The sequence below is a fragment of the Pectobacterium sp. F1-1 genome (assembly GCF_025643735.1).
GTDB classification, from domain to species: Bacteria; Pseudomonadota; Gammaproteobacteria; order Enterobacterales; family Enterobacteriaceae; genus Pectobacterium; species Pectobacterium colocasium.
In genome coordinates this window covers 3,100,553-3,126,249 of sequence record NZ_CP104733.1, presented here as the reverse complement: position 1 = coordinate 3,126,249, position 25,697 = coordinate 3,100,553, and the positions used below count along the sequence as shown (strand labels likewise).

At 45.0% G+C, this 25,697-nt stretch carries 27 protein-coding genes and 1 pseudogene; 19 read left to right on the top strand and 9 right to left on the bottom strand.

Annotated elements, in window-relative coordinates; all coding sequences use genetic code 11:
• Window positions 1–51 precede the first annotated feature (51 nt).
• From NAL19_RS13910 to NAL19_RS13900, 3 genes are all read right to left on the bottom strand, one after another.
• The gene (locus NAL19_RS13910) at window positions 52–597 is read right to left on the bottom strand and encodes a helix-turn-helix transcriptional regulator (RefSeq protein ID WP_263057654.1); all 546 of its coding nucleotides are present in this window, start codon (window positions 595–597) and stop codon (window positions 52–54) included.
• A 51-nt stretch (window positions 598–648) separates the two neighbouring features.
• Window positions 649–2,103 carry a flagellin gene (locus tag NAL19_RS13905; protein WP_263057653.1) on the bottom strand — a complete coding sequence of 485 codons (1,455 nt, stop codon included), beginning with the start codon at window positions 2,101–2,103 and terminating at the stop codon, window positions 649–651.
• Between the two features lie 261 nt (window positions 2,104–2,364).
• Window positions 2,365–2,502 (bottom strand): hypothetical protein, encoded by a 138-nt coding sequence (locus NAL19_RS13900; RefSeq protein WP_263057652.1) that lies wholly within the window; start codon window positions 2,500–2,502, stop codon window positions 2,365–2,367.
• Window positions 2,503–2,805: 303 nt separating this feature from the next.
• Here NAL19_RS13900 and NAL19_RS13895 point away from each other — a divergent pair, with 303 nt between their 5' ends.
• The gene (locus tag NAL19_RS13895; RefSeq protein WP_317630287.1) at window positions 2,806–4,395 is read left to right on the top strand and encodes a YfjI family protein; all 1,590 of its coding nucleotides are present in this window, start codon (window positions 2,806–2,808) and stop codon (window positions 4,393–4,395) included.
• A 348-nt stretch (window positions 4,396–4,743) separates the two neighbouring features.
• Here NAL19_RS13895 and NAL19_RS13890 read toward each other — a convergent pair whose 3' ends face one another.
• Window positions 4,744–4,959 (bottom strand): helix-turn-helix transcriptional regulator, encoded by a 216-nt coding sequence (locus NAL19_RS13890; protein WP_180742785.1) that lies wholly within the window; start codon window positions 4,957–4,959, stop codon window positions 4,744–4,746.
• A gap of 120 nt (window positions 4,960–5,079) precedes the next feature.
• Entirely contained in the window at window positions 5,080–5,709 is a 630-nt protein-coding gene (locus NAL19_RS13885; protein WP_263057651.1) for an inovirus Gp2 family protein, read from the bottom strand.
• A gap of 600 nt (window positions 5,710–6,309) precedes the next feature.
• On the opposite strand from NAL19_RS13885, the gene NAL19_RS13880 reads away from it, so the two are divergent.
• The 10 genes from NAL19_RS13880 (at window position 6,310) to NAL19_RS13835 (ending at window position 12,781) form a co-directional block, all read left to right on the top strand.
• Window positions 6,310–7,194 carry a GTPase family protein gene (locus NAL19_RS13880; RefSeq protein ID WP_263057650.1) on the top strand — a complete coding sequence of 295 codons (885 nt, stop codon included), beginning with the start codon at window positions 6,310–6,312 and terminating at the stop codon, window positions 7,192–7,194.
• A gap of 431 nt (window positions 7,195–7,625) precedes the next feature.
• Window positions 7,626–8,354: a helix-turn-helix transcriptional regulator gene (locus NAL19_RS13875; protein WP_180742545.1), complete on the top strand. Its 729-nt coding sequence runs from the start codon at window positions 7,626–7,628 to the stop codon at window positions 8,352–8,354.
• The gene (locus NAL19_RS13870; RefSeq protein ID WP_263057649.1) at window positions 8,351–8,854 is read left to right on the top strand and encodes a hypothetical protein; all 504 of its coding nucleotides are present in this window, start codon (window positions 8,351–8,353) and stop codon (window positions 8,852–8,854) included. Before NAL19_RS13875 ends, NAL19_RS13870 begins: the two co-directional genes overlap by 4 nt.
• A gap of 23 nt (window positions 8,855–8,877) precedes the next feature.
• Window positions 8,878–9,165, top strand: a complete 288-nt coding sequence (locus tag NAL19_RS13865; protein WP_263057648.1) for a hypothetical protein — start codon at window positions 8,878–8,880, stop codon at window positions 9,163–9,165.
• A 12-nt stretch (window positions 9,166–9,177) separates the two neighbouring features.
• A complete protein-coding gene (locus tag NAL19_RS13860) occupies window positions 9,178–9,489 on the top strand; it encodes a hypothetical protein (RefSeq protein WP_263057647.1) in 312 nt (103 codons plus the stop codon).
• Between the two features lie 771 nt (window positions 9,490–10,260).
• A complete protein-coding gene (gene radC, locus NAL19_RS13855; RefSeq protein WP_039360464.1) occupies window positions 10,261–10,734 on the top strand; it encodes a RadC family protein in 474 nt (157 codons plus the stop codon).
• Between the two features lie 39 nt (window positions 10,735–10,773).
• A complete protein-coding gene (locus tag NAL19_RS13850; protein WP_039360467.1) occupies window positions 10,774–11,109 on the top strand; it encodes a type IV toxin-antitoxin system YeeU family antitoxin in 336 nt (111 codons plus the stop codon).
• 69 nt (window positions 11,110–11,178) lie between these two features.
• Entirely contained in the window at window positions 11,179–11,499 is a 321-nt protein-coding gene (locus NAL19_RS13845) for a TA system toxin CbtA family protein (protein ID WP_137742059.1), read from the top strand.
• Window positions 11,500–11,616: 117 nt separating this feature from the next.
• Window positions 11,617–12,450, top strand: coding sequence for a DUF4942 domain-containing protein (locus NAL19_RS13840; protein WP_137742060.1), 834 nt, complete (start codon window positions 11,617–11,619; stop codon window positions 12,448–12,450).
• Between the two features lie 133 nt (window positions 12,451–12,583).
• The gene (locus NAL19_RS13835; protein ID WP_263057646.1) at window positions 12,584–12,781 is read left to right on the top strand and encodes an AbrB/MazE/SpoVT family DNA-binding domain-containing protein; all 198 of its coding nucleotides are present in this window, start codon (window positions 12,584–12,586) and stop codon (window positions 12,779–12,781) included.
• A gap of 602 nt (window positions 12,782–13,383) precedes the next feature.
• Here NAL19_RS13835 and NAL19_RS13830 read toward each other — a convergent pair.
• The 3 genes from NAL19_RS13830 to NAL19_RS13820 form a co-directional block, all read right to left on the bottom strand.
• Window positions 13,384–13,542 (bottom strand): hypothetical protein, encoded by a 159-nt coding sequence (locus NAL19_RS13830; protein ID WP_263057645.1) that lies wholly within the window; start codon window positions 13,540–13,542, stop codon window positions 13,384–13,386.
• 398 nt (window positions 13,543–13,940) lie between these two features.
• Window positions 13,941–14,159, bottom strand: coding sequence for a KTSC domain-containing protein (locus tag NAL19_RS13825; protein ID WP_263057644.1), 219 nt, complete (start codon window positions 14,157–14,159; stop codon window positions 13,941–13,943).
• A 277-nt stretch (window positions 14,160–14,436) separates the two neighbouring features.
• Window positions 14,437–15,852: a diguanylate cyclase gene (locus NAL19_RS13820; RefSeq protein WP_263057643.1), complete on the bottom strand. Its 1,416-nt coding sequence runs from the start codon at window positions 15,850–15,852 to the stop codon at window positions 14,437–14,439.
• A gap of 210 nt (window positions 15,853–16,062) precedes the next feature.
• Here NAL19_RS13820 and dsrB point away from each other — a divergent pair, with 210 nt between their 5' ends.
• On the top strand, window positions 16,063–16,266 hold the full coding sequence (dsrB, locus tag NAL19_RS13815) for a protein DsrB (protein WP_225085100.1): 204 nt from the start codon (window positions 16,063–16,065) through the stop codon (window positions 16,264–16,266).
• Window positions 16,267–16,334: 68 nt separating this feature from the next.
• On the opposite strand, the gene NAL19_RS13810 is transcribed toward dsrB, so the two are convergent.
• Entirely contained in the window at window positions 16,335–18,056 is a 1,722-nt protein-coding gene (locus NAL19_RS13810) for a methyl-accepting chemotaxis protein (protein ID WP_225085099.1), read from the bottom strand.
• Window positions 18,057–18,366: 310 nt separating this feature from the next.
• On the opposite strand from NAL19_RS13810, the gene NAL19_RS13805 reads away from it, so the two are divergent.
• The 7 genes and pseudogenes from NAL19_RS13805 (at window position 18,367) to cheW (ending at window position 25,672) form a co-directional block, all read left to right on the top strand.
• The gene (locus NAL19_RS13805) at window positions 18,367–19,299 is read left to right on the top strand and encodes a DMT family transporter (RefSeq protein ID WP_263057642.1); all 933 of its coding nucleotides are present in this window, start codon (window positions 18,367–18,369) and stop codon (window positions 19,297–19,299) included.
• A gap of 810 nt (window positions 19,300–20,109) precedes the next feature.
• Window positions 20,110–20,460, top strand: coding sequence for a flagellar transcriptional regulator FlhD (flhD, locus tag NAL19_RS13800; RefSeq protein ID WP_015840816.1), 351 nt, complete (start codon window positions 20,110–20,112; stop codon window positions 20,458–20,460).
• Window positions 20,461–20,463: 3 nt separating this feature from the next.
• The gene (gene flhC, locus NAL19_RS13795) at window positions 20,464–21,042 is read left to right on the top strand and encodes a flagellar transcriptional regulator FlhC (protein WP_015840815.1); all 579 of its coding nucleotides are present in this window, start codon (window positions 20,464–20,466) and stop codon (window positions 21,040–21,042) included.
• Between the two features lie 134 nt (window positions 21,043–21,176).
• The gene (motA, locus tag NAL19_RS13790; RefSeq protein WP_225085097.1) at window positions 21,177–22,064 is read left to right on the top strand and encodes a flagellar motor stator protein MotA; all 888 of its coding nucleotides are present in this window, start codon (window positions 21,177–21,179) and stop codon (window positions 22,062–22,064) included.
• Window positions 22,061–23,112, top strand: a pseudogene (motB, locus tag NAL19_RS13785) (flagellar motor protein MotB). The gene motA and the pseudogene motB overlap by 4 nt, the downstream one beginning before the upstream one ends.
• A gap of 33 nt (window positions 23,113–23,145) precedes the next feature.
• On the top strand, window positions 23,146–25,143 hold the full coding sequence (cheA, locus tag NAL19_RS13780; protein ID WP_411561434.1) for a chemotaxis protein CheA: 1,998 nt from the start codon (window positions 23,146–23,148) through the stop codon (window positions 25,141–25,143).
• Window positions 25,144–25,174: 31 nt separating this feature from the next.
• Window positions 25,175–25,672: a chemotaxis protein CheW gene (gene cheW / locus NAL19_RS13775; protein ID WP_005970723.1), complete on the top strand. Its 498-nt coding sequence runs from the start codon at window positions 25,175–25,177 to the stop codon at window positions 25,670–25,672.
• Window positions 25,673–25,697 lie beyond the last annotated feature (25 nt).

The window sequence follows — 25,697 nt, the reverse complement described above, 5'->3', positions numbered from 1 at the left end:
ACTTGTAGCATATAAAGCAGCAATGATTTATGGGGTGCTAACTGGCCGACTTTACGCCACCTTATCAACGTAGATAACCCTGTGATGCTCGGCGTCAGCGATACTTTGCATATGTGAAATTCTGGCGATGAGTAAAAAGGTGAGCAGATCCTTTATGCCATATTTCCTGTAGATATTATTTTTCATATTGTTGGCGGTTTTATGGGTTATCGCCATTTTCTTTGCGATGGTTTGTATTGCTATTCCGTCCAGCCAATAACCGAAGAATATTTTCTCATTTGGTGATAACGATATCGTCTTGCCTTTTATTTCTTTGAACGATGACAGGGCAGAGATCACTTTTTTAATCGTACTCATCGGTGCGTGTTTTGATAATAGCAATACCTTTTTAGCTACCATCACCGGTGCATGTCTGCGGTTGTTGAGAATAATAATTAATGTCCGGTGTTCAGTGGTAATGATGTGGGTTAATAGTGCCATGTCGATACCGTGTTCAATATCAACAACAGTGATTGGCACATTACCGTTACCCCTATTTCCCAGACAGGTAAACGCCGCCGTGGTGAAAGGGCAGCGGCTGAATATTTCAATACTCATGGCGATCGCAATTCGATAGAAAAATAACAACGTGATGTTTATGGCGGCACGTCATCCCTGTAAGAGCTTTAATACGTTTCCCGACAGTTGGTTGGCTTGTGACAATACGGACAGGGAAGCCTGTTGTAGAATCTGGGATTTTGCCATCGCGGAAACCTCAATGGCGTAATCCGCATCCAATATGCGTGAGCGGGCGGCAGCGATTGCAACCTTCTCCTGTGACAGCACGGCAGTGACGGATTCAAAACGGTTCATCTGGCTGCCATACTCACTGCGGTAACCGTCCAGAGTTTTCAGTGCGTTATCGAATGTGGCTAATGCCGCGCTGGCCTGTTCTGGTGTACTTAGCGTCACAGAGGAAAGCCCCAGTGACTGGCTATCTGCTGGCGTTGGGTTGATAGTGACCGTTTGCAACTCATCACCGAAACTTGCCCCGACGACAAATGTCGTTTCCTTGCTGATTGGTACGGAGGGCGGCAGTGGCGGGGCTGGCTCTGTCGGTGTGGGAAGTTCATCCCAGCTTGCGTTGCTGTAAAACACGCCGCTGCCAACCACAATGACAATCAGATCTTCTGTCACCTCATCAATGTGAATTTTTTCCAGTCGGTTTGCTGCGCCCACATTTCCATCGTTAAAGCCCCCGGTGTTGGCATCTTCAAAACGGTCACCATCACCGCTGTAGGTGATGATCATACCCTGATAAGTGGTCTGTGCCCCTGTATTGATATTGTATTCCCCGGCTTGCAGCAGCGAATCTGCCGAGTAGGTGGCTCCAGGTAAAAAACCGTTATCTTGCGTAATCACGGCGGTATTGATGGTGCTTTCATCTGTCACACCGTTTGCTGACCAGACGATATCGGCGTCTGTGCCTACTGCGGGTGTACCGGCCAGATGCTTGCCATCTCGCGCGAATAGCTGGATATCGTCATCGGCGCTTAATGAGTCGATGGTTATGGTGATGTTTTTTGCGCCAGCAGGAATGTAAGCCAGCGAAATGACCCCAGAAGGAAATTGATGATTGATATTGGGGACGGGAAACTTTCCAGCCAGTGGCAAAGTTTCCCCTAATTTGGCAGGCTGAGGGCCCGGTTCAGCAGGTGCCAACGGATAGCGGCCAAAGATCTGTGTCGATGAAGCGATGCGGTCGATCTCTTCCCTGATTTGTTGATATTCGCCGTTCAGGCTGGCCTGGTCGGTATCTGACAACGTGCCGTTTGCCGCCTGCACCGCGAGTTGCCTGCCGCGTTGTATCAGGTTATTGATGGCACTGAGCCCGCTCTCGGCCGTTTGCATCAGGCTGAGGCCATCTTTCATTCCGTTGATGATGACGCTGTTGGCATTCAGATTGGCAGTCATCCGGTTGGCAATCGCCTGGCCCGCAGCATCATCCTTCGCGCCATTGATGCGCAGGCCCGATGAAAGCCGTTCAATCGCCTGGCTCAATCGGGTGGCCGATTTACCCTGTTGATTCAGTATAGTTAAATGAAGAGAGGTAATCGGCGTCATTGCGCACCAGTCCTAATTTGGCAAAAATAACGGGTGAGTTTTATCTGCTGATTATTGATTTACCGGACAAAAGGCAATAGTCAGTTCTTCCCGATAATGGAAATAAAAACAGATAAAACATTACGTTATGGTTATTCTCAGCAATAGCTTATCGACGCTGACGATCAAAAGATAATCGTTTTGATAGATCGATGCGATCGTATCGATCGGTGTTACCGATCAAAAGCGCTCTGAATCAGTGTTCACGTAACGGCATGAAAATTAAGCAGGTTGGTAGTCTGCCCAGTAACCAAAGCAGGCGAAGAAGACATATTCTTCAATCACCGCCCGTAGTGTTGGCTGAGTGCGCAGGCGGGTGTTAATCCACACCTGAATTGGTATGTTGTTTTTGCGGTTCAATGATAAGATTCTTGGGTAAGCGGTTTGTTAACCAATTACTAACCAGCAAAGTAGTGTTAGCAATTTCTGCATTATGGGGGAGCGTATTCGCAGTTGAATAACTGCTGGAGACCGTTTCCCAATTTATTTAAGTGCAGATAGGCATACTTGTAGAACAAGATGTAACCTTTGTTACCAACGGCGGAAAGTGCTTCATACGGTACCTACTTACGGACATACAAGTTCTTTCATCTGTAAGGCATTCTGTTTTATGCTGGCTGAATCATGTTGCCTCGATCCAGAATAACGAAGGTGTAAAGAAATATGAGTATGTACCCTGATGTTTATAATTTCACAACGGCAACCCCCCCAGGGCTACACAACCCCGTAAAAAAATCATTGCCGCCTTATCCAGTGGAGTCCTTTCCTCCCGTACTGAGAAATGTTATTCGGGCATTACAGAGCAATACCCAAATTCCGGTTGAAATGATTGGTAATGTTGTGTTGGCGGCAACATCACTGGCCTGCCAGTCACTGATTGAGGTGATACAGCCTCATACAAACATGTCGGAACCCTGTTCACTTTATCTGATGACCATAGCAGAATCAGGTGAAGGAAAAACAACAATTAATAAGCAGATCATGAAGCCCTGTTATGCGTTCGCATCAGAACTCATACAGCAATATGAGCAGCAATTAGTCAATTATAAGCAAAAAGTTAAAATCTGGAAAATTCGACAACAAGCACTCGAAAGCAATCTCAGGCAGGCTATTAGAAAAGGTTACCCCGGAGAGAATGAAGAGCAGGAAATAAATAAGCATGCTGAGAGTGAACCTCGACGCCCAGTACGACCGAATTTCATCTATGAAGACACCTCGTTAAAAGCTCTCGTTGAAGGACTCAGTGAGCATCCTGAAGCCGGGTTCATTTCCGATGAAGCGATTACCTTTTTTAAAAGTTATCTGAAGAATAATCCCGGGCTACTGAATAAAGCCTGGGATGGTGAGGTATTTGACTTTCGTCGAGCTGAAGGTGAAATTTATCAGATGACTCCACGCCTGACTTTTTCATTAATGTCCCAGCCCGGAGTATTTATGGACTACCTGAAAAAACATGGTGGCCTAGCGAGATCTAGCGGGTTTATGTCCCGATTTCTTTTTGCTTGGGGTGAAAGTACAATTGGATTACGTGGTAATACTCAAGAATCTATAGCAGCAGAACATGATTTAAATATTTTTCATGAAAGAGTTTCAGAATTTCTGGAGTTAAATAAAACCCAGATTTATGATACCACCGCGCAAAAGAAAAAACTAAAACTTACGGAAAATGCTCTGCCTCTCTGGAAAAATAACCGTTCAGAGATAGAAAAGAAAATGTCCCTAGGAAATGAATGGGAGCATATTAGAGATATAGCATCAAAGGCTAGTGCAAATACCTTAAGAATAGCAGCTTTGCTTCAGTATTTTTACGATGATAACTCTGAGGAAATCCCATCTGGTACTTTAGAATGTGCAATGAAAATTGTGGATTGGTATTTAAATCAGGCAAGTTTGTTGTTTTACCCTATGTCAGAACGTTGTCAGTTTGAGCTAGATGTTCGTGAGCTATATTCTTGGATAATGAACAGAATAAGACAAAATAATGGAGCCGCATTTCTGAAAAATGACCTGGAAAAATATGGCCCCCATCGTCTTAGACGTACTGAAAGATTGACGCCAGTACTAAATCAGTTAATCAGTCAGGGATGTTTTGGAGTTATCCAGATGAATTCCAATGGCGCTTTATTCGTTACTCTTCATCATTCTAATGGTGTTTTCAATCTGCCTCAAGGTTTCATGCCTTATACTCCATGTGCGATTATTCAATCGAGGGATAATACGAAGGGAAGGCCTTACAAGATAAGTGTGATTTAAGTCAGTTTTGATATGCAATTTAATACTAGACATTGAGATATCGAAAATTTATGGCCTTCGGATGAAGGCGTAACACGCAAATCTCATCATCATTCAGTTGGTTAAAAAATGCCCACACTAAAGTTTGTGAATTGTTTTTAATTGGCTTCAGTTGCTACAGTAGCAACTGAAGCTGTGTTTTTTTGATCGTAATGATGATTTTTGACTATAAATAGAGCTGGTTGTGATATGTTAGAATCTTGCCTGTAAAAAGAGTTGGAAATATTATAAATCGCTATGGTTCATTTTTACATGAGGCATGATGTTCGATTTTATAAAAATTAACTAGATTGAAAATATTATCAGCAATCAACCACGTGAATCAGAGATTCTCTTATTAACCCAGTTTTCAACTTCACTCTTTAACCACCGGGAGCTACGCCCTAATTTAATTGGCTTAGGGAACTGACCATCGCTGATGAGCTTGTAGAACCATTTATCACTGAGCCCTGTGAATTCAGTGATGAATACCATATCTACCATTTTATCGTTAAACAGACTCTGGTTAGAATTTGAATTAGTCATGACTATTTCTCTCTGTCTTAAAAGGAATGAAAGACAGAAGCTCCAGGTATTCCATTACTGTTATCCTGGTGCTCTGTCATAACATTCCTTTCATCAGTAGAAAAATACATTTCAGCTCAATCAGTACTGACTGCAGCCAAAGTTGCGCTGACCATCTAAATTATCTTTGCTGTACTCTTTTGCAAGATAGTTAACCCTGTCTGTTATGGCTGAAAACTGAGTCGAAAAATCATCACTGTTTTTACTCAGGTGGTAGTAGCAATTAACCGGAAATTCTGTCAGGGGATAATACTGTTGATAATTAACGATGGTATTAAGCCCAAGAGCCCTCATCCAGGCCTCCATAATCATTAATGCTAGGTTGTGGGTATATTCTCCATTCGTGGAGGTATAGCTTCCCGGAAACGCATATGACTCTCGGTTGAAGAGTAATGCCACGTGATAATGTTTCTTGCCATACTCATTAAACTCCCTCGCCCAGATATGACGAACATGGCAGGAATGAACCCGTTTGCCTGAATTTTGTTTTTTCAACAAATCAGCTTCAATTTGAGCTTTCAAGGAAACAGTGAAACGAGTAATTAATCCAGAGTCTGTGTTATATAAACCTGTGTTAATATCAGGCAAGCGAAGGTCGACCCTTAACACCATGACTCTTGGGTATTCATTAAGTGCTTTATTGATGGTGTCCTGAATACGTTTCATGTAATTTTGATTCAGTGTGCCGTAGTTGTTAGTATTGATGCTCATATGTTGTTACCTTATGTTATTTAGTTTATTCAATAGAATGTGTTGTGCAGTGATAAATTACTTTTTGTGGAACGAGTGATATGCTTGAGTGTGCATAATTAATACAGCTAATGGAGTGGTGACTATGATATGATTAACTAATTTTACAAATAACCACTGTCACGAATTAGATATGCGCAGATGGAATAAACTCTTGTATGTAAATTAATTATCACCAATGAATCAATGTGTTTTTATATTAATTCTCATGCATAAAGATATTGCTTATGACTATATTAATATATTACCAACCCGACAAGTATCACTGGAGACTAATTCACAACTGCAATAGAAGAAGAAACTCATGAAAATTTCGATTATTACTTCAAATAGATCATTGTTTTTACTCTCAAGTTAGCAATTGTTATTACATATAATAGCGGGTCTGAAAAATATGTAAAAATCCTATTGTACACAAGACACAGCTTCTTAACCTCCCTTCTGCCATTCTCAAGATAGCCCTAGAAAATTTAATTAAAAATAAATTAAAACCTATATTATCCACCTGAATAAACCAGTAGAGATACTGGCGTATGTTTTTATTTTATATCCGGAGGTTTTATGACTGATAACACCGAACAGGGCATTGTTGCCCTGAAGAAACATTTATCCCTTTTTCCTGAATATCTTACCCATAGAGTAATCGAGCGTATTCGCCAGTGTATTCATTACGAGCCAGTTATTGGTATTATGGGTAAAACTGGAGTAGGTAAATCATCTCTCTGTAATGCCCTTTTCCAGCGACCACTCAGTCCGGTCAGCGATGTGGAGGGATGCACCCGCAGGCCACTACGCTTTACCTTGGAAATAGAAGGACGGCGTATGACGCTGGTTGATTTACCCGGTGCTGGCGAATCCCTTGAGCGCGACCAGGAATACCAGCAACTGTATCAAGAGCAGTTACCAAAACTGGATCTTATTCTCTGGGTCATGAAGGCTGATGACCGTGCTTGTGCCAGCGATGAAGACTTTCACCGCTTTCTGCTGAGATGCGGTGTTTCACCCGCCAGTATCGTGTTTGTGATCAACCAGGCCGATAAGGCTGAACCATCACTGGAATGGGACCGTGAAACCCATCAACCTTCCATCGCTCAGTTGCTAACGCTTACATCACGAAGTGTAACTGTCTCCCGTCAGTTCTCCACACCATACCCGGTGCACGCTGTTTCAGCAAAAGCCGGTTATAACTTGGCTCGTTTGGTGGAAACACTGGTACACGCGCTACCATCAGAGGCAAGCAGTGGTGTATTTCGTCAGGTCAGAACAGAGCACAGAACAAAAGAAGCAGAGAGTACCGCCCGAAAGGATTTCGGTGCCCTTCTGGGGGAATTGTTCACCCGGATAGTGGAAGAGATCCCACTACCAAGGTCGGTGCGTGATAGTCTGGGCTCGGTGCGCGAGGGAATTGTGAATGCAGCCACTGCGTTTTGGCACTGGTTTTTTTAAGTGTGGATGATTTGCATGTTGATCCTAAAAGCCTCCATGGACGGAAACTGAATTGCAATATACATCGCATCCAACATTACTGTCGGGCATCACGTTGGGTTGAGGATAATATTCGCATTCTTTGTCTGGTACTCACTGTCCTGTTTAACACCTTCTTTCTATTTCTCAATAATGGATTCTTAAGAATCCATTATTCATACTCCTCTCGTCCTAGCCGGGTATCCTGTATGCATGCCTTGTGACAGGATATGTCCACGCTCTGTTTTCTTTTTAAGCAACCCTTGTCAATTCCATTATTTTCAGCATGTTACCAGCAGAAAAATATTGCATTTTTCTTGCCAGCCCTCACTGTCGTTGGACATAACCTGTCCGGTCCATCCTGCATAATAACTGTATGAGTTATCTGGCTATTTTTTGTTTAAGGAGGGCATATGTGCACCAGGGAGCCTGCGCAGCGACACGACAGATTAGCGCTCAGGCTGTCGGTCATTATCAGTCGACTTCTTGCTGGTGAATCTCTTTCACTAAAAGCACTGTCGGATGAATTTGGCGTTTCTGAACGCACCCTTCGTCGGGATTTCCATCAGCGTCTACTGCATCTTGATATCATCAGTGATAACGGAGTATGGCGTCTGAACCAGAATCCGCAGCGCGATCACATTCCCGGAGCACTGGCGTTTGCTCGCAACACCGGGATAGCCCATCTCATTCCCTCACAAAGCCGTCAGCTCATGCAACTGCTGATGGATGAAAACGGTACTTCTCCGTGTCTAATAGGTCATGCACAGCAACCAACCAGTGTGCTACCGGACTGCTTCCTGCGGCTTGCAGAAGCTATTTACCATCACCGGACAGTCAGCTTACTGGTAAAGGGTACTCGCCATGATGACCTGGAGCCTTATCGGCTGATTTACCCGTATCCACACTGGTATCTGGTCACTAGCCAGTATGGTGCGATAAGGGTATTCAGACTTGAGGATGTCAGTTCCGTCTCTCTATCGGAGCAACATTTTAGCCGACGTAGTGAGATTGGCGCACTGATTACGGATGAGGATTTTATTAACGCACTTCCGCATTTTCACTTTATCAGCAACGTCATTCACACCTTCCGAGAATACCACCCTGCTGCTCAATCCAAACTAAAAGGAGTCAAAACATGAAACACATAACAGGTCTGCTGCTCTGTTGTGGTCTGACGCTGTCATCATTGCCAGCAGCATATGCCAGCACACCCGAAGCACTCATACAGGCTCATCTACAGCGTTGCGCCAAACCCGTTTTTTATGCGCAGACAGCAAACCACAAAAAAGAGGTGGAGATTTGCATCATCACGCCGTCGGTATCTTATTCGTTCGGTGTGATCGGTGCAGAGCATAAGGAAATGGATATTACCGTTCCGGCGAACAGTACCACTTATGCATACCAAAACAATCAGGTTATCAGTATTCAGGAGTTCACCGTTCACAACGGTGACACGTATTACCAGATTACGACGGGAACAAACGATGAAGGTAAGCCGCTCACTTTTCTTAATGTCTTTAAAGGCTCGCCGGAAACCGGCAAGCGTCTGGCGGAAATAAAGCTTGATCCGGACACGGTGGTGAACAACATCAGTCATGCACTTTCTGAAGAAGGCATCCCTCAATCGGACAATCTTTAATGGTCTTACAGCAAGGAAAAGCAATGCCAGATATGCAATTAATCACAAAAATTACCATCCGCTTACTCTTTCTGCTCAGCACTCTCTTGTCAGTTGCAGCCCTGAGCGGCTGTGGTGACAAAAATGAACGTGAGTTTATCCGGGGCTGTAAATCGGGAGGTGGTACTACCGCCATTTGTGGATGCATTTGGGATGACCTTAAAACGAAATATACGCATGGGGAGCTTGAAAAAATGAATCAGCAGTACGGTTCTGCTCCTCCACGCTTTATGGAAAATATGCTGAGCGCTGCGCAGCAGTGCCGTAAATAAGGACAGAAGAGAATGGCTCTTATTATTAAATATTTCGCGATTGCATTCGCTATCGCGCTTGTGGTTGTCCTGTTTAACGCTTTTGGTAATACCGGCGAGATACGAAGTTTCGGTCAGGGTATGGGCTACTTGTTTTGGATGACGCTGGGGCCCGGTACCGGGATGACCATCGGCGCTAGTCTGCGCCTTTGGCTGATGCCGGATAGTATTTATACCAACGGAGGTATGGGAGGGTTGATGAAAGCCAGGATGTTCTGGCTTGTGGGACCCCAGTGTATCGGTTGGGTTGCTGGCCTGATGATTGTCGGCAAACAACTGATGTAATGCATGGTAATTATCCACTTAAGATGGATGAGTTGGCCTCTCAACTGGTTGTCTATACGCCAGGCAGCACACGCAGTGAGGCATCTGGTGTGTAAAAATCTCGCCATTACCATATAAAAATAAATGATTCATGTGAATCTTCGAAAAGGAATAACAGTCATGTTTAAATACGTATTTGCCGCTGCGCTGCTTATCAGCAGCTTCTCTACCCTCGCTAACACAGTCCCACTATCCGTTAGCTCTCAGGGAACTTATCTTATCAATAACCCCAATCTTCCCGTCTGGCAGTTGACTCTGACCAGCCTAGAAAATGACATCACCATTCAGTCGCTTACATTAAACCGGGGTAACTGTTTAATATCCATAACAGGTCGGGGAAAAAATATGAACAAACGCCTGGGATATGGACAAACATTCTCCTTCACAACGCCCAGCAACAGCGGCTTCACAAAGTGCCGACCATTGGAGTTAACGGTACAGACCAGTCAAGGCCCTTTTACCTTTAACTGGTAGTGATTAAGATAGACTATCGCAGCTTCGGACCCAGCAATAGTCGGATCATCCTGTGCCACCACCACCTTATATCTCTTCGCTCATTAGCAAACGATGGCCGTATAACCTTCGGGAGTTACGGCCAGATTATTAAAGGTCCTGATTACCAACCATTTAACTGAAAACTGTGGATATTGGCCGAAAATATGCTGGTTCTGGCATTCTAGTTTTACTCGCACTGATCTATTTCCCCTTATTACTTCACTTCAAGGAATCACCATGTCATGTAATTCATTGGCTGGCAGCGTTGCGTCCAAAGAACAGCGCATCATCCAGATGGCGCTGTTCCTGCTGGAAAAACGGGTACGTAAAAATGCGCGGCAGTTCAAAACCTCGGAGGACACCAAAAGTTGGTTACTGCTAGAGCTCAGCGGCCTGGAGCGTGAAGTCTTTATGGTGCTGTATCTGGATAACCAGCATCGCCTGATAGAAAAGGAAATTATTGCGCTGGGTGGTATCAACAGTACCGAAGTGCATCCGCGTGAAATCCTCAAATCTTCACTGCGTCATAACGCCGCAGCCGTGATACTGGCCCACAATCATCCTTCCGGCTGGGCAGAGCCCAGTCAGGCCGATCGCCATATCACTGACACACTGAAAAATTCCCTCTCACCGCTTGATATCAGAGTACTTGATCACCTGGTGATTGGCGGCGATGAGGTGGTGTCGTTTGCTGAACGTGGCTGGCTGTGATGATCTCACTTACCACTGCTCTCTTATAAGGAAAGCACTATGTCATTATCAGATTCCCCGGAATGGGGACTAAAACGTGCCGTTACTCCGCAATTCGGAGCCAGGCTGGTTCAGGAAGGTCACTCTCTTCATTATCTGGCAGATCGGGCCAGTGTTATCGGTGCGTTCAGCAAAACAGAAGCTCGTCATCTGGAACAGATCTTTCCTGAGTTGATTAAGCAGTTGGAACAGAAGCTACGCACGGGGGAACTGAATCCCCATAAACAAGGCTGCATCACGCTGCATTGCAACGAATGGACCTGTGAAGCCGATACGCTGGGCAGTTTTGGCTACGTGTATATTGTTATTTATCCAATTTCTGCTGCAACACAATAATCCGCTGCTTCTCTCCCCGTCCTTGGCAATTCCCTGATTTTATCGACCTAACCTGTAGAGAGTATTCCCATGCAAACATCATCTGCAATCCCGCCACGGGAGGATAACCCCTGTGCGTCGCCTATAGCCGTCTGGCAGCAACTGCTTACCTACCTGCTGGAAAAACACTACGGTCTGACGCTGAACGACACACCGTTCTGTGAGGAAAATGTTATTCAGGAACATATTGATGCTGGCATCACGTTGCTCAATGCCATCAATTTTCTGGTGGAAAAATATGAACTGGTGCGTATAGATCGCAACGGCTTTAGCTGGCAGAAGCAATCGCCGTTTCTCACTGCCGTTGATGTTCTCCGTGCCAGACGTGCTACCGGCTTGCTCAAAGCATAAAGACTGCGAGCCGCTTTCCAGTTACATCTCACCAAATCTATTTATTCTTCTCTCCGATGCATAATGCGCCAGCCCTGACCGGTTGGCGCATTTGCTTTTATGTATGGACCACAAACTATGCAAACTGAACCCGAGGTTTTGACCGAACACACCGAGCTGATTTGCTCGACCAACATTGAGCGTATCGTTACCGGACGTGATGCCGCGCTACAACAGATAGAACAACTCCTTAATCAGCTACAGTCGATCTCAACGCTAACGGCGACTATCGGTGGCGGCACCGCCGAAGACTGGGCATTAAAGCAAGGGCATCGCTACGATTGCTGGCTGACAGAAACGCCAGCTAAAGCGATGTCAGCCATCATCCGCACGTTGGATCGTAATATCTGGCGTGACCTGATGCTGAAATCCGGCATGCTGTCGCTAATGGACGCCGAAGCGCGTACACAATGGCATAAAAATCTGGATGAGGGTGACCTACCTGTCATTAGCGAAGCCAATATCCTCAGCACCTTTGAGCAACTTCACCAGAGCAAGCAGGAGGTATTCGAGCGTGGGGTAATCAATGTATTCAAAGGGCTATCGTGGGATTACAAGACCAATCACCCTTGTTTCTTCGACAAGAAAATCATCATCAGCAATCTGGTGACCTACAACCGTTGGGGCTTTGGCCTGAACTGGGGCTGGCGACGCGATCAACTGGCCGACCTAGAGCGTATGCTTTACTTGCTGGATGGCAAACCTATTCCCGACAATCGAGGCGATGTCACTATCCGGCTGATGGACCATATTCGCGATAATCCTCATCAGCAGGAATATGAAGATGAGTATTTTAGCGTGCGTTACTTTCAGAAAGGCACCGGGCATCTCACTTTTAAACGCCCCGACTTGATCGAGCAGATGAACGACATTATTGCCAAACATTATCCGGGGATGTTGGCGGCAAGGTAGTGTTCGACAGGCTGAGGTGTGGAATGTTTAATGTTACGCACCTCATGGCTACGATGCTGTTAATGCTAATCTGGTAATGTAAAAGAGGATGCGGCATGTTGTGTGTCACGTGTCGTTTGGCGGGAGAAGGGCGATGATGAGAAAAGGGAATATTAGTATCTCAAAAACTGCTGCATTAACCGATGACGTGAAAGATGCAGATACGACTGCGATCGATCACTCGCGTATCATTATGTCATCGGGGGAGGGCTGGGATAGTTGGTTTGCTACTGAAAATGCCACTTCAGATTTTATGGAGGATAGGGAGCAGCCTAAAGCATCTCAGACCTGATGATGGCGGAGAACCGATAGCCAGAGATGCACTTGTTATTTTGATAACGGTTTTGCTATCTACATTAAACCGCGATAGCATCTAACCGCTGAATGAAGTTGTACCGATGTTATTCATACATCAGATTTTGCATCGCAACATTTTTACAATCACTGTTGAATTGTAGGGCGAGTAGTCGTTGGTGTGAAGGGAAAAAGACTGAGTATACAAATGAGGATATATCGTCTATGTTCACTTATGATGTGTCTTTATTTTCAATAAGATGGGATTGTTTTTCAAGTCCCGCCCCGGCACCATTGTTTTAAAAAGAATTAAAACAAGCACTTATGTGCAATGTTACAGACCGCCGAAAGGCGGTTTTTTTGTGCCTGAAAAAGGGCGAGTGGTAGCGAAGAGCCGGCACTAGAGAAGTGGATGTCATGGGCAACTTTGCAAGCGAATGACAGCATGATGCTTCCGTACACCATACCTCTGGGAAGCATCGTGCGCTGGCCTGCTTTTACGACGGGCGTATTGGTGTTCTGGTTCGCATTTTGGCGAGCGATAAGGTTAATGACGCTAAGGTTGCCGCCGTATCTCTGTAACCGGCGTGTTCATTGTACTTACGCGAGTTGTTGGCCTTGTTCCAGCATTTCTTTTATACGCTCTTGTACTTTTAGATCTAACGCCATGCGTTCTTCTACCGGCATTGCCTCATATTGCTCCTTGGATATTCCCATGGATGCAAGTACGGAGAAGAATAATCTTTCTTCATGAGACATGGAGACCCAGTCCATAAATTCCTGTGCTGCTTTCGAACGCAGGGGCTCAATTTTAGCGCTGGGCTCGTGTCGGAGAGCTGTCCGCTATCCTTCGCCTTCTCAAGTGCCATTTTGAAAGTATCTTCATCTGGTGTAATAGTGTGCTTACTGGACTGAGCAAATACAAGATTAGCCCCCTGAATATCCGATGCGATCATATGAACTCTCCTTAGTTAGACAGGATAGATACTCACACAGTCTGAAGGGATGTTATCGGTAAGATACCGTCTGGATATAGGTTTAATTCACATGATGAGTTGTGGGGCAGAAAGACGGTTGAGAAAGTTGGGGCAAGCTGGTGGGCTTTACGTCGTCGTTAAGAAACGACGACAAATATCGACGCGATGATGGCTAAATTTTTATCTGATTTTTCGGCATAAAAATTTATCTTTTATCACGCCATCAAAGAAACGGCCTTTAGAGACGACAGCGTCAGAAATAAATTTTTTATAGATAGATTCAGGTACGTCAACATATTGATAGATCTCTTTATTATGAAATTCTATCTCAAGGTTATGCGTCTTTGGATCGTACCCAATGGAATAAATTCGTGACGATGAAACCTGCTGTCGCTGCAATGCTCGTTCCTCCCCTGCGTAAATAAGATCAAACTATCAAAGATTCACTGCATGATGCATTGTCGACGATCATGCTTATTTATTGAATATGTATCAAATTTCTGGCGGATTGGTTAGTAAAATCGGTGGTTTATCGTTTTTATGCTGTGAATTTGTTCAATGAATGGAAGAATCTAACTGCTTGCTTAGCGAGGGGATACAAACCTGCGATGATGAATAGCTGACTATTCTTTTTCGCTTGTGGCCAGAAGCGCAGGCTTGCAGCAAGGTAAAATAGTTATTCTTCCGGGGCGTATTCGATCCGGTTTCTTCCATTGGCTTTTGCCTGATAGAGCGCATCGTCTGCTGCTTTTATCAGACATTCATAATCTGGATGGCCGCTATACACGGCGATACCTGCGCTTATGGTTATTGTAACGCTTTCACCGCTTTGGAGATAAATCGGGTGATCCTGAATTTTCTTTCTCAATCGATCAATGATGGTGTGGGCGGCAACTTTGGGTGTTTCAATAAGCACGATCATGAATTCTTCCCCGCCGTAACGGAAAACATAGTCGCTGTTCCTCGTGCTTTCATAAAGCACTTCTGCAATCCTTTTCAGGATGTTATCACCAGCTGCATGGCCATAAGTGTCATTGACGGTTTTAAAGTGGTCAATATCAATCATGGCAATGCTGAGCGGGGCATTTGAGTGCATGGCCAGCGATATTTCATGCCGAAGAATGGTTGGCAGGAAGCGACGGTTTAGCAGAAGGGTCAACGTATCCTTACCGCTTTCCAACTTTTGGACTTCGTCAAATAGCGATCTCAGCAGCATATTTATTTTATAAATTTTGCTTCTGACAGCTTTAAGTAGCGGGGCGTAATCCTGCTGCGTCAGTAGTGCGGTAGTGCTATAGCTGTGAATATACTCATCCGTTTCCGTCATGATTGAGGCGATAGTACGTATCCCCTGAATGTTACTGAAACTGGATTTCCCCTTATGGTTAAACCACAGCCCAAACTCTGAATCACTCAGGTCTTGGATGCTGTAAAGCGGTGTACCTGTCGCGACGCTGAAAATAAAAGCATTTTCCCAGTTTAGTAGCGATGCATTCTGACGCTCTCTCTCCATACTGGCGTTTTCCAGAATAGAAAATAGCCGATAGGATTCTTCATTTTTGGCGGCGAGATCGTGCGATTGTGAATAGGTTTTACTCATGATCTCTAGGGCGATATCCATAGAGATAGAGGCAAAACGCATGGCATCAAAACATAGCGCTTTATCCTCTGCAACCAGCCCGATCTCTTCATAAAGGTGCCATTTTAGGCGCCGAGCGCCGCGCTCGACCAGATCGACGGGAATACCAATGCGTGCATGAATCTGGCCAATTTTCTTTTGATGATTAATCAGGTCAGCCAGATGTTTCCCGGTATTCGTTAGAATATCTGCTATCCACTGGCTCATCGAGCCATGGAGACGATCGTGGACTTGCTGGCTGGAAAGAAAAAGGGAGGCCCCCTGATCTTTGAGCATGTAAGAGTAGAACTCGTCAGCAAAGTCGGACGCCTTCTGATCGGAGAGGATTTGCAGTAGATTAAAAGATTTCTGTGAGGTTGTGGCTATCAATTGCATCCATTCTGATGTTATGACTTGATTGTAGTCCAACTCACCGTTATCTCTCTGTTCATTAACGTTCAATAGTTCGTTCAACTTTTAATCTCTTTTGCGAATATGTCGGATGTACTAGGATAGAAACAATCAATTTTTTGCCTGAATAATCGATATTTAATGACAGAGAGGGTCAATATGGCGTTGTTAAAAACAAATAAAATTAATCATTTCATACAGGTACTATTACTACCGTTGTTGTAAATGATAATGCTGTTTTTTTGATGTTAGAAGCTATTTTGAGATAAATTTATGAAAGTTAATGATCTGGTTACAGTTAAAACCGATGGGAAAACGCGCCGGGAAGGGACGATTCTGGCTGTGGAAACGTTCCAGGAAGGGATAATGTACTTAGTTGCATTAAAAGATTACCCAGCCGGTATTTGGTTTTTCAATGAGGCTGACAGTAAAGATGGTACGTTTGTTGAGCCAAAAACGTTGCCGCAAAAAGAGTAATGGGAAGATGTCGATGACGAGCATTGTCCGTGTATGAACAATGCTCGTAGTGGATTGGCTATCCAGTATTAGAACGTTTCCCAGTTACCGTTTTCTGTATTGGTTTTACGGGGGAGGGCAAGTGAGGAGCGATCCTTCGCGGCCAGAGCGTTCGGCTGGGCAGGGGTTGAAGGTGCACTTGATAAATGTCCAGATAGCTTAAATGTTGCAACTGCGCGGGTCAGCAGGGCAGCTTGCTCTTCCAGCGATGCGGCTGCTGCACTGGCTTCCTGAACAAGTGCAGCATTCTGCTGTGTTACGCTATCCATTTCAGATATTGCCTGGCCGACTTGAGTGATTCCCCGGCTTTGTTCGTCAGACGCAGAGGCAATCTCACCCATGATGTCAGTGACGTTAGTAACGGCATCGACGATCTCTTTCATGGTTTGACCTGCGTTATCAACCAGAACAGAGCCACTATTGACCAGATTGACGGATTCGGAAATCAGCGTTTCTATCTCTTTTGCGGCTTGTGCACTACGCTGGGCAAGACTACGAACCTCGCTGGCGACGACGGCAAAACCACGTCCCTGTTCTCCCGCTCTGGCCGCTTCAACCGCCGCATTTAGCGCAAGGATATTCGTCTGGAATGCAATGCTGTTAATAACATTGGTAATTTCAGAGATTTTCTTTGAACTACCCGAAATACTGTTCATCGTGTTGACGACATTTGCAACGATCTCGCCACCCTGTTTAGCTTTTCCAGAAGCATTCGCCGCGAGCTGGCTTGCGTGATGCGCGTTTTCTGAGTTTTGCTTCACAGTTGCAGTCAATTGCTCCATGCTTGCGGCAGTCTGTTCAAGCGCTGCGGCTTGCTGTTCGGTTCGCGAGGAAAGGTCTGTATTACCGGATGAAATCTCCGTCGAACCTTGATAAATAGAATCTGCACTTTCTCGGACTGTAGTGACGGTTGTGACCAGAGAAGACTGCATTTGCTGAACGTTGCTGGCTAGCGTACCGATCTCATTACTGCCATAACGCTCTGACATTTGAGTCAAATCGCCTTGTGCAATTCGCTGAATTCGCGTCACCAACTGATTCATTGGTTTGATGAGAATACTTCTGAGAAGTAAGAACGTCAGAAGCGTTAAAACCGTTGCCAGAGTAAAGCTGCCCCCCATCAATGAATACCCGAGTAGCGCGTTTTTACGCGCAGTTTCGTTTAATTCTTTCGCTCTTTGCGTACGGTAAGCGACAGCTTCTAACAAATATTTGTTATAGGCCAAATCCAAAACACGGGTTTCTTCAGATTCGAGAGTGATAACCTCTTCAAACAACCCCTGTTTTGCCGCAGTAAGCATTAACATCAGACCTTGATTGACATAAGCATCATAGGATTTGCGCAGATCGCCGTCCAACGCCATATCTTGCGGTGTTTTAACCGGGCGCTCTTCATAGACCATAAATGCTTTTTTTGACTGTTCCAGCCGCTGTTCAGCTTGCTTCAGGTTGTCATTGAAGACCTGAGAATCACCAATACGCGCAGCTGCAGCAGCCTGGATTAGCAACAGACGTGCGGTACGAAGATGGTTGGAACTGTTTGAGATCCCCATTCGGGTATCAATTTCTTGTGTAACGTCGTCTAATGATTGATTGCTGCTTTGTAGAAAATAGCTGGATGTGCCAATAGATGCTGCAAATAACAGCATGATTCCACCCAGAATAATGACGAATAAGGGAACTAGCCGTAAATTGCTCAGCATGCCAGCCTCGGCGTGCTGCTCAGACCTTGAAGTTATTTTCATATCCATTCACTCATTCTCAGGAGTTTATGATTTACCATGCCACTAGTGGTGGCATTGGCGTTTAGGTTTTAGTGTCTACATTAATGACAATCCATTAGCTAAACAACCAATGTAAAAGGTAATCGGCATATATTGAGAAACCTTAATCAAATTCGGTGCGATCCCGATCACGTTTTTAACTCTTTAAAAAGAAAAGAGAAATACGTGATGCGAAATCATACAGAATGATAATAAAAAATAAAGAGTCTGGTTTCCTAACTTTATTTGTCTGGGGTTCAACGCTATTATGTCGAATCTATCTTCGGAGGAATTTTTCTTGGAAAAGCGTCCGCATTTTTTCTCTGATAAAAAAGTTGTTTTTTTTATCGCCACATTATGCTGTTTGCTCTGGGGAAGTGCTTATCCGGCAATTAAAAATGGTTATGAACTGTTTCACATTGCAGATAATGATATTCCTGGAAAACTTGTTTTTGCAGGCTACCGATTCGCGTTTGCCGGGCTGTTGCTGCTAGTGCTTGCCGTGCTAAGTGGGCGATCTATCGGGCGCTTCCAGCGCGGGCAGTTAGTCCAGCTAAGCATCCTGGGAATATTCCAGACATCACTGCAGTACGTTTTCTTCTATATCGGTCTGGCTTATACCACGGGCGTTAAAGGTTCGATCATGAATGCAACCAGTACTTTTTTCAGCGTGCTGCTTGCTCATTATTTATACCAGAATGATAAATTAAATATCAACAAGCTAACTGGCTGTATATTAGGCTTTGTCGGTGTGATGGTCGTTAATATCAACAGTAACGGAATGAGCACCAGTTTTACGCTGTTGGGTGATGGGTTCGTTGTTATTGCAGCATTTATTTTGTCAGCATCTACTATATATGGTAAGCGAATATCGCAAACGATGGATCCAACGGTGATGACCGGTTATCAACTGGCTATTGGCGGGATCATTTTAACGATATCGGGATACTGTACTGGTGGAACATTGATCATGCCGGATTGGAAAGCGGTACTGATGCTGGGCTATCTTATTTTGCTCTCGTCAGTCGCTTTTTCATTATGGAGTCAACTGCTGAAATACAATCGAGTCGGTATGGTTGCGCCATTTAATTTCCTCATCCCGGTATCTGGCACGTTGCTGTCAGCACTGTTCCTTAATGAAAGCATCCTGGAGTGGAAATATTTCTTTGCACTCGTCCTGGTGTGTTCAGGTATTTGGCTGGTCAATCGGGTTGTGAAAAGCGATCGGTAAATGTTTCAGTCATCCAACCCACATAGCGCACTGAAGACAAGGCCTGTAGCGTGAAATTTGAGAGCAGAACGATTTCATGCTACAGCCCCCTCAATCAGTCTCAGTCGCTCACCAATTTCTTTAATATCAATGCAGTATCTTCTTCCTTACGTTTTCCTGTCATATCTATATGTTCTGTTGTCGTTACAGCAGTGCTCTGGCAGAAGAGAGACAAATTTTGCTTCAGAACATGCCGCTAAGAGTTTTTTGGGTAAAAAGTGTAAATTTTTCGTGAAAGGTATAAACTTACATAACGGTGTGCGTTTTAGATGCAAGGGATTTTTTGTATATCTATCACTTACATAGCAAGCAAATCGTTTCTTTTTTATTATTTTCAAGGATCTTTTTTGTAACGTTTCGTGCGCGTTTTTGGCGTAAAAATAGGCGCAAAAGTGATCTGACCAGACACGGCTTGGCTCATAATGCTTTCATTTGTGTGATCTGTATCACATAATGACCAAAATCCTTATTCAGTCGCGTTGTATGTGCTACGGATTAGGCGGTACAGTTGCGCTGTTTTAGGATTAATCCTATGCTTTGATTGGAGTGGGTCTCCTGGATGGAACTAAAAAGCAACGGATGAACGGATTCGCAGCGTGATGCGTAAAGTTGGCAAGTAACGATTGCCCGAATAAGAAATGATAAAGTAGTAACTCGCAGTATCTGGCACCGATAGTTTTTTATGCCATCAATGGAGAGTGATTTTCGAACTGGGCGATATGGTCTATCACCTAACTTATGTTTTAAACATAGCCTGTCGGGATGGGAAATATGGGTACCTCTGAATTACTCAAACACATTTATGACATTAATCTGTCTTATTTGTTACTGGCGCAACGCTTAATTAATGATGAAAAAGCTTCTGCGATGTTCCGTCTTGGAATCAATGACGAGATGGCAGATACCTTGATGCAACTGACTTTACCGCAGATGGTGAAATTGGCAGAAACTAACCAGTTGATATGCCATTTCCGTTTTAACGATCACAATACAATCAAAGTGTTGACTCAGGAATCGCGCGTGGATGATTTACAGCAAATTCATACCGGGATTCTGTTGTCGAGCCACTTATTACAACAGTTAACTTCGAAAGAAGAAAACCTGCCTAAGAAAAGGGCATAAGTAATGGCGGAGAAAAGTATTGTTCAGGAAGCGAAAGATATCCAATTAGCAATGGAACTCATTTCGCTTGGCGCTCGTTTACAGATGTTAGAAAGTGAAACTCAGCTAAGTCGCGGACGTTTGATTAAACTGTATAAAGAACTGAGAGGAAGTCCGCCGCCCAAGGGAATGCTACCTTTTTCAACGGATTGGTTTATGACCTGGGAACAGAATATTCATTCATCAATGTTCTACAACGCATACAGCTTTTTAATCAAGAATGGACAGTGCAGTGGTGTTGAGGCGGTTATTAAATCTTACCGGCTTTATCTCGAACAGTGTGCGCCGCAGAGCGATTCTCCACTGTTGGCATTGACACGAGCCTGGACATTAGTCCGGTTTGTTGACAGCGGTATGCTGCAACTGTCGTCATGCAATTGCTGCAAAGGGATGTTCATTACTCATGCTCATCAACCTAAAAACAGTTTTGTTTGTAGTTTGTGCCAACCCCCTTCCAGAGCGGTAAAAAAGCGTAAACTTTCGCAAAATCTTGCCGATATAATACCTCAACTGCTGGATGAACAGGTAAAACACGCAGTCTGAGCCTGTAGCGATTTGTGAATCTATCACTGTTGGTTGTGCAGGCAGTGATAGATTTCTCCTTTAAGAACGTCCCGGCTACGGCTCCGCAGTTTTATCTCACTTTCCGCCCACCTTTTTTATTATAAGGATTCCTTGTGCTGGTTATATTGGGTTATATCGTAATTGTGGCCTCGATACTCGGCGGTTATCTCATGGTCGGTGGGGCCTTGGGTGCGCTTTATCAACCTTCGGAGCTGCTGATTATCGGTGGTGCTGCGGTAGGTGCTTTCATCGTGGGTAACAATGGAAAGGCGATAAAAGCAACACTACGTGCGTTACCGCTTTTGGTCAAAAGTTCCAAGTATAATAAAGCATTATATATGGATCTCATGTCCTTACTCTTTCGTGTGATGGCCAAATCCCGCCAGCAAGGCATGCTTTCCCTGGAGTTTGATATTGATAACCCTCGTGAGAGTGAAATTTTCTCTAGCTATCCGAACATCCTTGCTGATAACACCATCGTTGAATTTATTACCGATTATTTGCGTTTGATGGTCAGCGGCAACATGAATGCGTTTGAGATTGAAACGCTCATGGATGAAGAAATCGAAACGATTGAACATGAAAGTGAAGTGCCGGCTTCCAGTTTGACGATGATGGGGGATGGTCTTCCTGCATTTGGTATCGTCGCTGCCGTTATGGGCGTGGTTCACTCGCTGGCCTATGTTGACCGACCTGCTGCTGAGCTGGGGATGATGATCGCTCACGCCATGGTGGGTACTTTCCTAGGGATTTTACTTGCTTACGGCTTTGTCTCTCCATTGGCCGCATTGCTGCGTCAAAAAAACGCAGAAAAAATCAAAGTATTACAGTGTATTAAGGTCACTTTACTGTCTAGCCTTAATGGCTATGCTCCGCAAATTGCCGTTGAATTTGGTCGTAAAACGCTGTACTCAACGGAGCGTCCTTCCTTTACCGAATTGGAAGAACACATTCGTCGTGTGAAATCGCCGACTCAGCAAGCGTCGGACAGTAACGCATGAAACATCAACATCCCATTATTCGCAAAAAGCGTAAGTCTGGACATGGGGCCACCATGGTGGCTCCTGGAAGATTGCCTACGCTGACTTTATGACAGCAATGATGGCATTGTTTCTTGTAATGTGGCTTATCGCAATTTCTACACCAATGCAGTTGGCCCAAATTGCAGAGTATTTCCGTACCCCATTAAAGGTTGCGTTAACTTCAGGTTCTAAATCAAGCGACAGTTCCAGCCCGATTCCGGGTGGAGGAAACGATCCAACCCAGCAAGACGGTGAAGTCAAAAAAGCCATCAAAACAGACAACGTGGAAAAAAAGCTGGATGAAGTTCGGCTTAATCGATTGCGTGAACGTCTGGATCAGTTAATTGAGGCCGATCCGCGGCTACGCGCACTGCGTCCACATCTGCTAATTGAAATGATCGATGAAGGGTTACGCATCCAAATCATCGACAGTCAAAACCGCCCAATGTTTAAAACCGGGAGCGCGCAGGTTGAGCCTTATATGCGAGATATCCTGCGTGCGATAGCGCCTATCCTGAATGACTTTCCAAACAAGCTGAGCATCTCAGGCCATACCGATGATGTTCAGTATACGACAGGGGAACGTGGGTATAGTAACTGGGAATTGTCTGCAGATCGTGCCAACGCATCACGTCGAGAGCTTATTTTTGGTGGTTTGTCTGAGGGAAAAGTTTTGCGCGTGGTGGGTATGGCTGCGACAATGAACCTTAAACAGGCGACAAGTGGAAATGATGCGATTAACCGACGCATCAGTTTGCTGGTATTGAGCAGACAAGCTCAAAAGGATATTGAAGAAGAAAATGCAGAAAGCTCTGCTGTAAATATAGACAAGGCGGAAAATTTACAAAATATGGAGTTGGATAAGCCTAAACCTACCACTCCGGCTGCCGAAAATAGTGATAATAATACGAGTGGAAGTGGTGGTGTATCGCCACAACCAACTAATGGAGTTCCTGCTCCAGAGCGTCAACAGCCAACCACTGCGTTGCCTGCTGCGCCCGATAGTCAGGCGACGCCTTCTCAATAAGCCGCGATTCACAGCAGAGGTGACCACGTGAGCATGGACATGAGTGCTTTCTATCAAACGTTCTTTGATGAAGCAGATGAATTACTGGCAGATATGGAACAACATTTATTATTGTTGGATCCGTCAGAGCCTGATACCGAGCAATTGAATGCGATTTTCCGAGCAGCTCACTCCATCAAAGGGGGGGCAGGCACGTTCGGTTTTAAAGTATTGCAGGAAACTACACACATTTTAGAAAATTTACTCGATGGGGCAAGACGCGGAGAAATGCGTCTTAGCACTGATATCATCAACCTGTTTCTGGAAACAAAAGACATTATGCAGGATCAGTTGGACGCTTATAAAACCGCGCAGGAACCCAATGCTGAAAGCTTTGAGTATATCTGTCAGGCCCTGCGCCAGCTTGCTCTGGAGTCTAAAGCTGATGGTGACGTTGCCCAGGCAGAGGCACCTGCTGCACAGCATACCGCCAGCCCAGCCTCTAGCGCTGCAGGTAAAGGTGAGATGCGTATTGCATTAACTGGCCTGAAATCTCAGGAAATACCTCAGATGCTGGAAGAGCTTGGTAATCTGGGAACCGTTAAAGATCCTCACCAGACCGACACCAGCGTAGAAGTGACATTGGTCACGTCTGAAAGCGAAGACGATATTAGTGCTGTACTGTGTTTTGTTCTTGAACCTGAGCAAATCAGCTTCAAATCTGCCGTAGCCAGCCAACCTGTCGTCGCTGAAGTTGTGGATATACCCGCTGTTGTTGAAGCTCCGCCCCCCGTAGCTCCGTCTGCGCCAGCGGCTGCAAAACCGCAAGCTGTACCGGAAAATGGAAAAAATAAAGCAAAAACCGGTGATACCAGTATTCGTGTAGCGGTTGAGAAAGTTGACCAGCTTATCAACCTCGTTGGTGAGTTAGTCATTACGCAATCTATGCTGGCACAGCGCTCAAGCGAACTCGACCCTGTGGCGCATGGCGACCTGCTCAACAGTATGGGGCAGTTGGAACGTAACGCTCGCGATCTGCAAGAATCGGTCATGTCTATCCGTATGATGCCGATGGAATATGTATTTAGCCGTTTCCCTCGTTTGGTCCGTGACCTCGCTGCCAAATTGGATAAGCAGGTCGAGCTAACGCTGATGGGAAGTTCGACTGAATTGGATAAGAGTTTGATCGAACGTATTATCGATCCTCTGACACACCTGGTACGTAACAGTCTTGATCACGGTATCGAATCTCCAGATAAACGCGTTGCTGCAGGTAAATCTGCGGTGGGTAACTTGACGCTTTCTGCGGAACACCAGGGCGGTAACATCTGTATTGAAGTTATTGATGATGGCGCAGGTCTTAACCGCGAAAGAATTCTGGCTAAAGCCCTGTCTCAAGGGTTAGCCGTGAGCGACACGATGTCTGATGAAGAAGTGGGCATGTTGATTTTTGCCCCTGGCTTCTCCACTGCAGAGAAGGTTACAGACGTTTCTGGTCGCGGTGTCGGCATGGATGTGGTTAAGCGGAATATCCAGGAAATGGGTGGGCATGTCGAAATCCATTTCCAGGCTGGAAAAGGTACGACTATCAGAATCTTGTTACCATTAACGTTAGCCATCCTCGATGGTATGTCCGTTAAAGTTAACAATGAAGTCTTTATTCTCCCGCTTAATGCTGTCATGGAATCCCTGCAGCCTCAGTCGGAAGACCTGTACCCATTAGCCGGTGGCGAGCGCGTACTACAAGTTCGTGGTGAATATTTACCTCTAGTTGAGCTATTCCATATTTTTGATGTGGATGGGGCTAAAACGGATGCTACTCAGGGTATAGTCGTGATCCTGCAGAGTGCAGGCCGGCGTTATGCCTTGTTGGTTGATCAGTTGATCGGTCAACATCAGGTCGTCGTTAAAAACCTGGAAAGTAATTATCGCAAGGTACCAGGCGTTTCAGCCGCTACCATTCTTGGTGATGGCAGTGTTGCGCTGATTGTGGATGTTTCAGCGTTACAAGCGCTTAATCGTGAAAAGCGTGTGGTTGAAACTGCTGCTTAATAAAACAGATCGTTAATAAAGGGTGGAAAACATGACTGGACTTGCAAGCGTCACGAAATTAACTGGCGAAACAGTAGGACAGGAATTCCTGATTTTTACGCTGGGTGACGAAGAGTACGGCGTTGATATTTTAAAAGTACAAGAAATTCGCGGTTATGACCAGGTAACGCGCATTGCCAACACACCTTCCTTCATCAAAGGTGTTACCAATCTGCGCGGCGTTATTGTACCGATCGTTGACTTGCGTATTAAATTCGCCAAGCAGGACGTTGAATATGATGACAACACGGTTGTTATCGTTCTGAATCTTGGTCAGCGTGTTGTAGGTATTGTCGTTGATGGCGTGTCGGATGTGTTGTCATTGACCGCAGATCAAATTCGCCCTGCACCAGAGTTTGCCGTAACCCTGTCAACAGAGTACCTGACTGGTTTGGGTTCTCTGGGCGAGAGAATGTTGATTTTGGTTGATATCGAAAAACTGTTGAGCAGCGAAGAAATGGCGCTGGTTGATAGCGTATTGAAAGCCTAATCCATCGGCCTTCAGGGGCTACGAA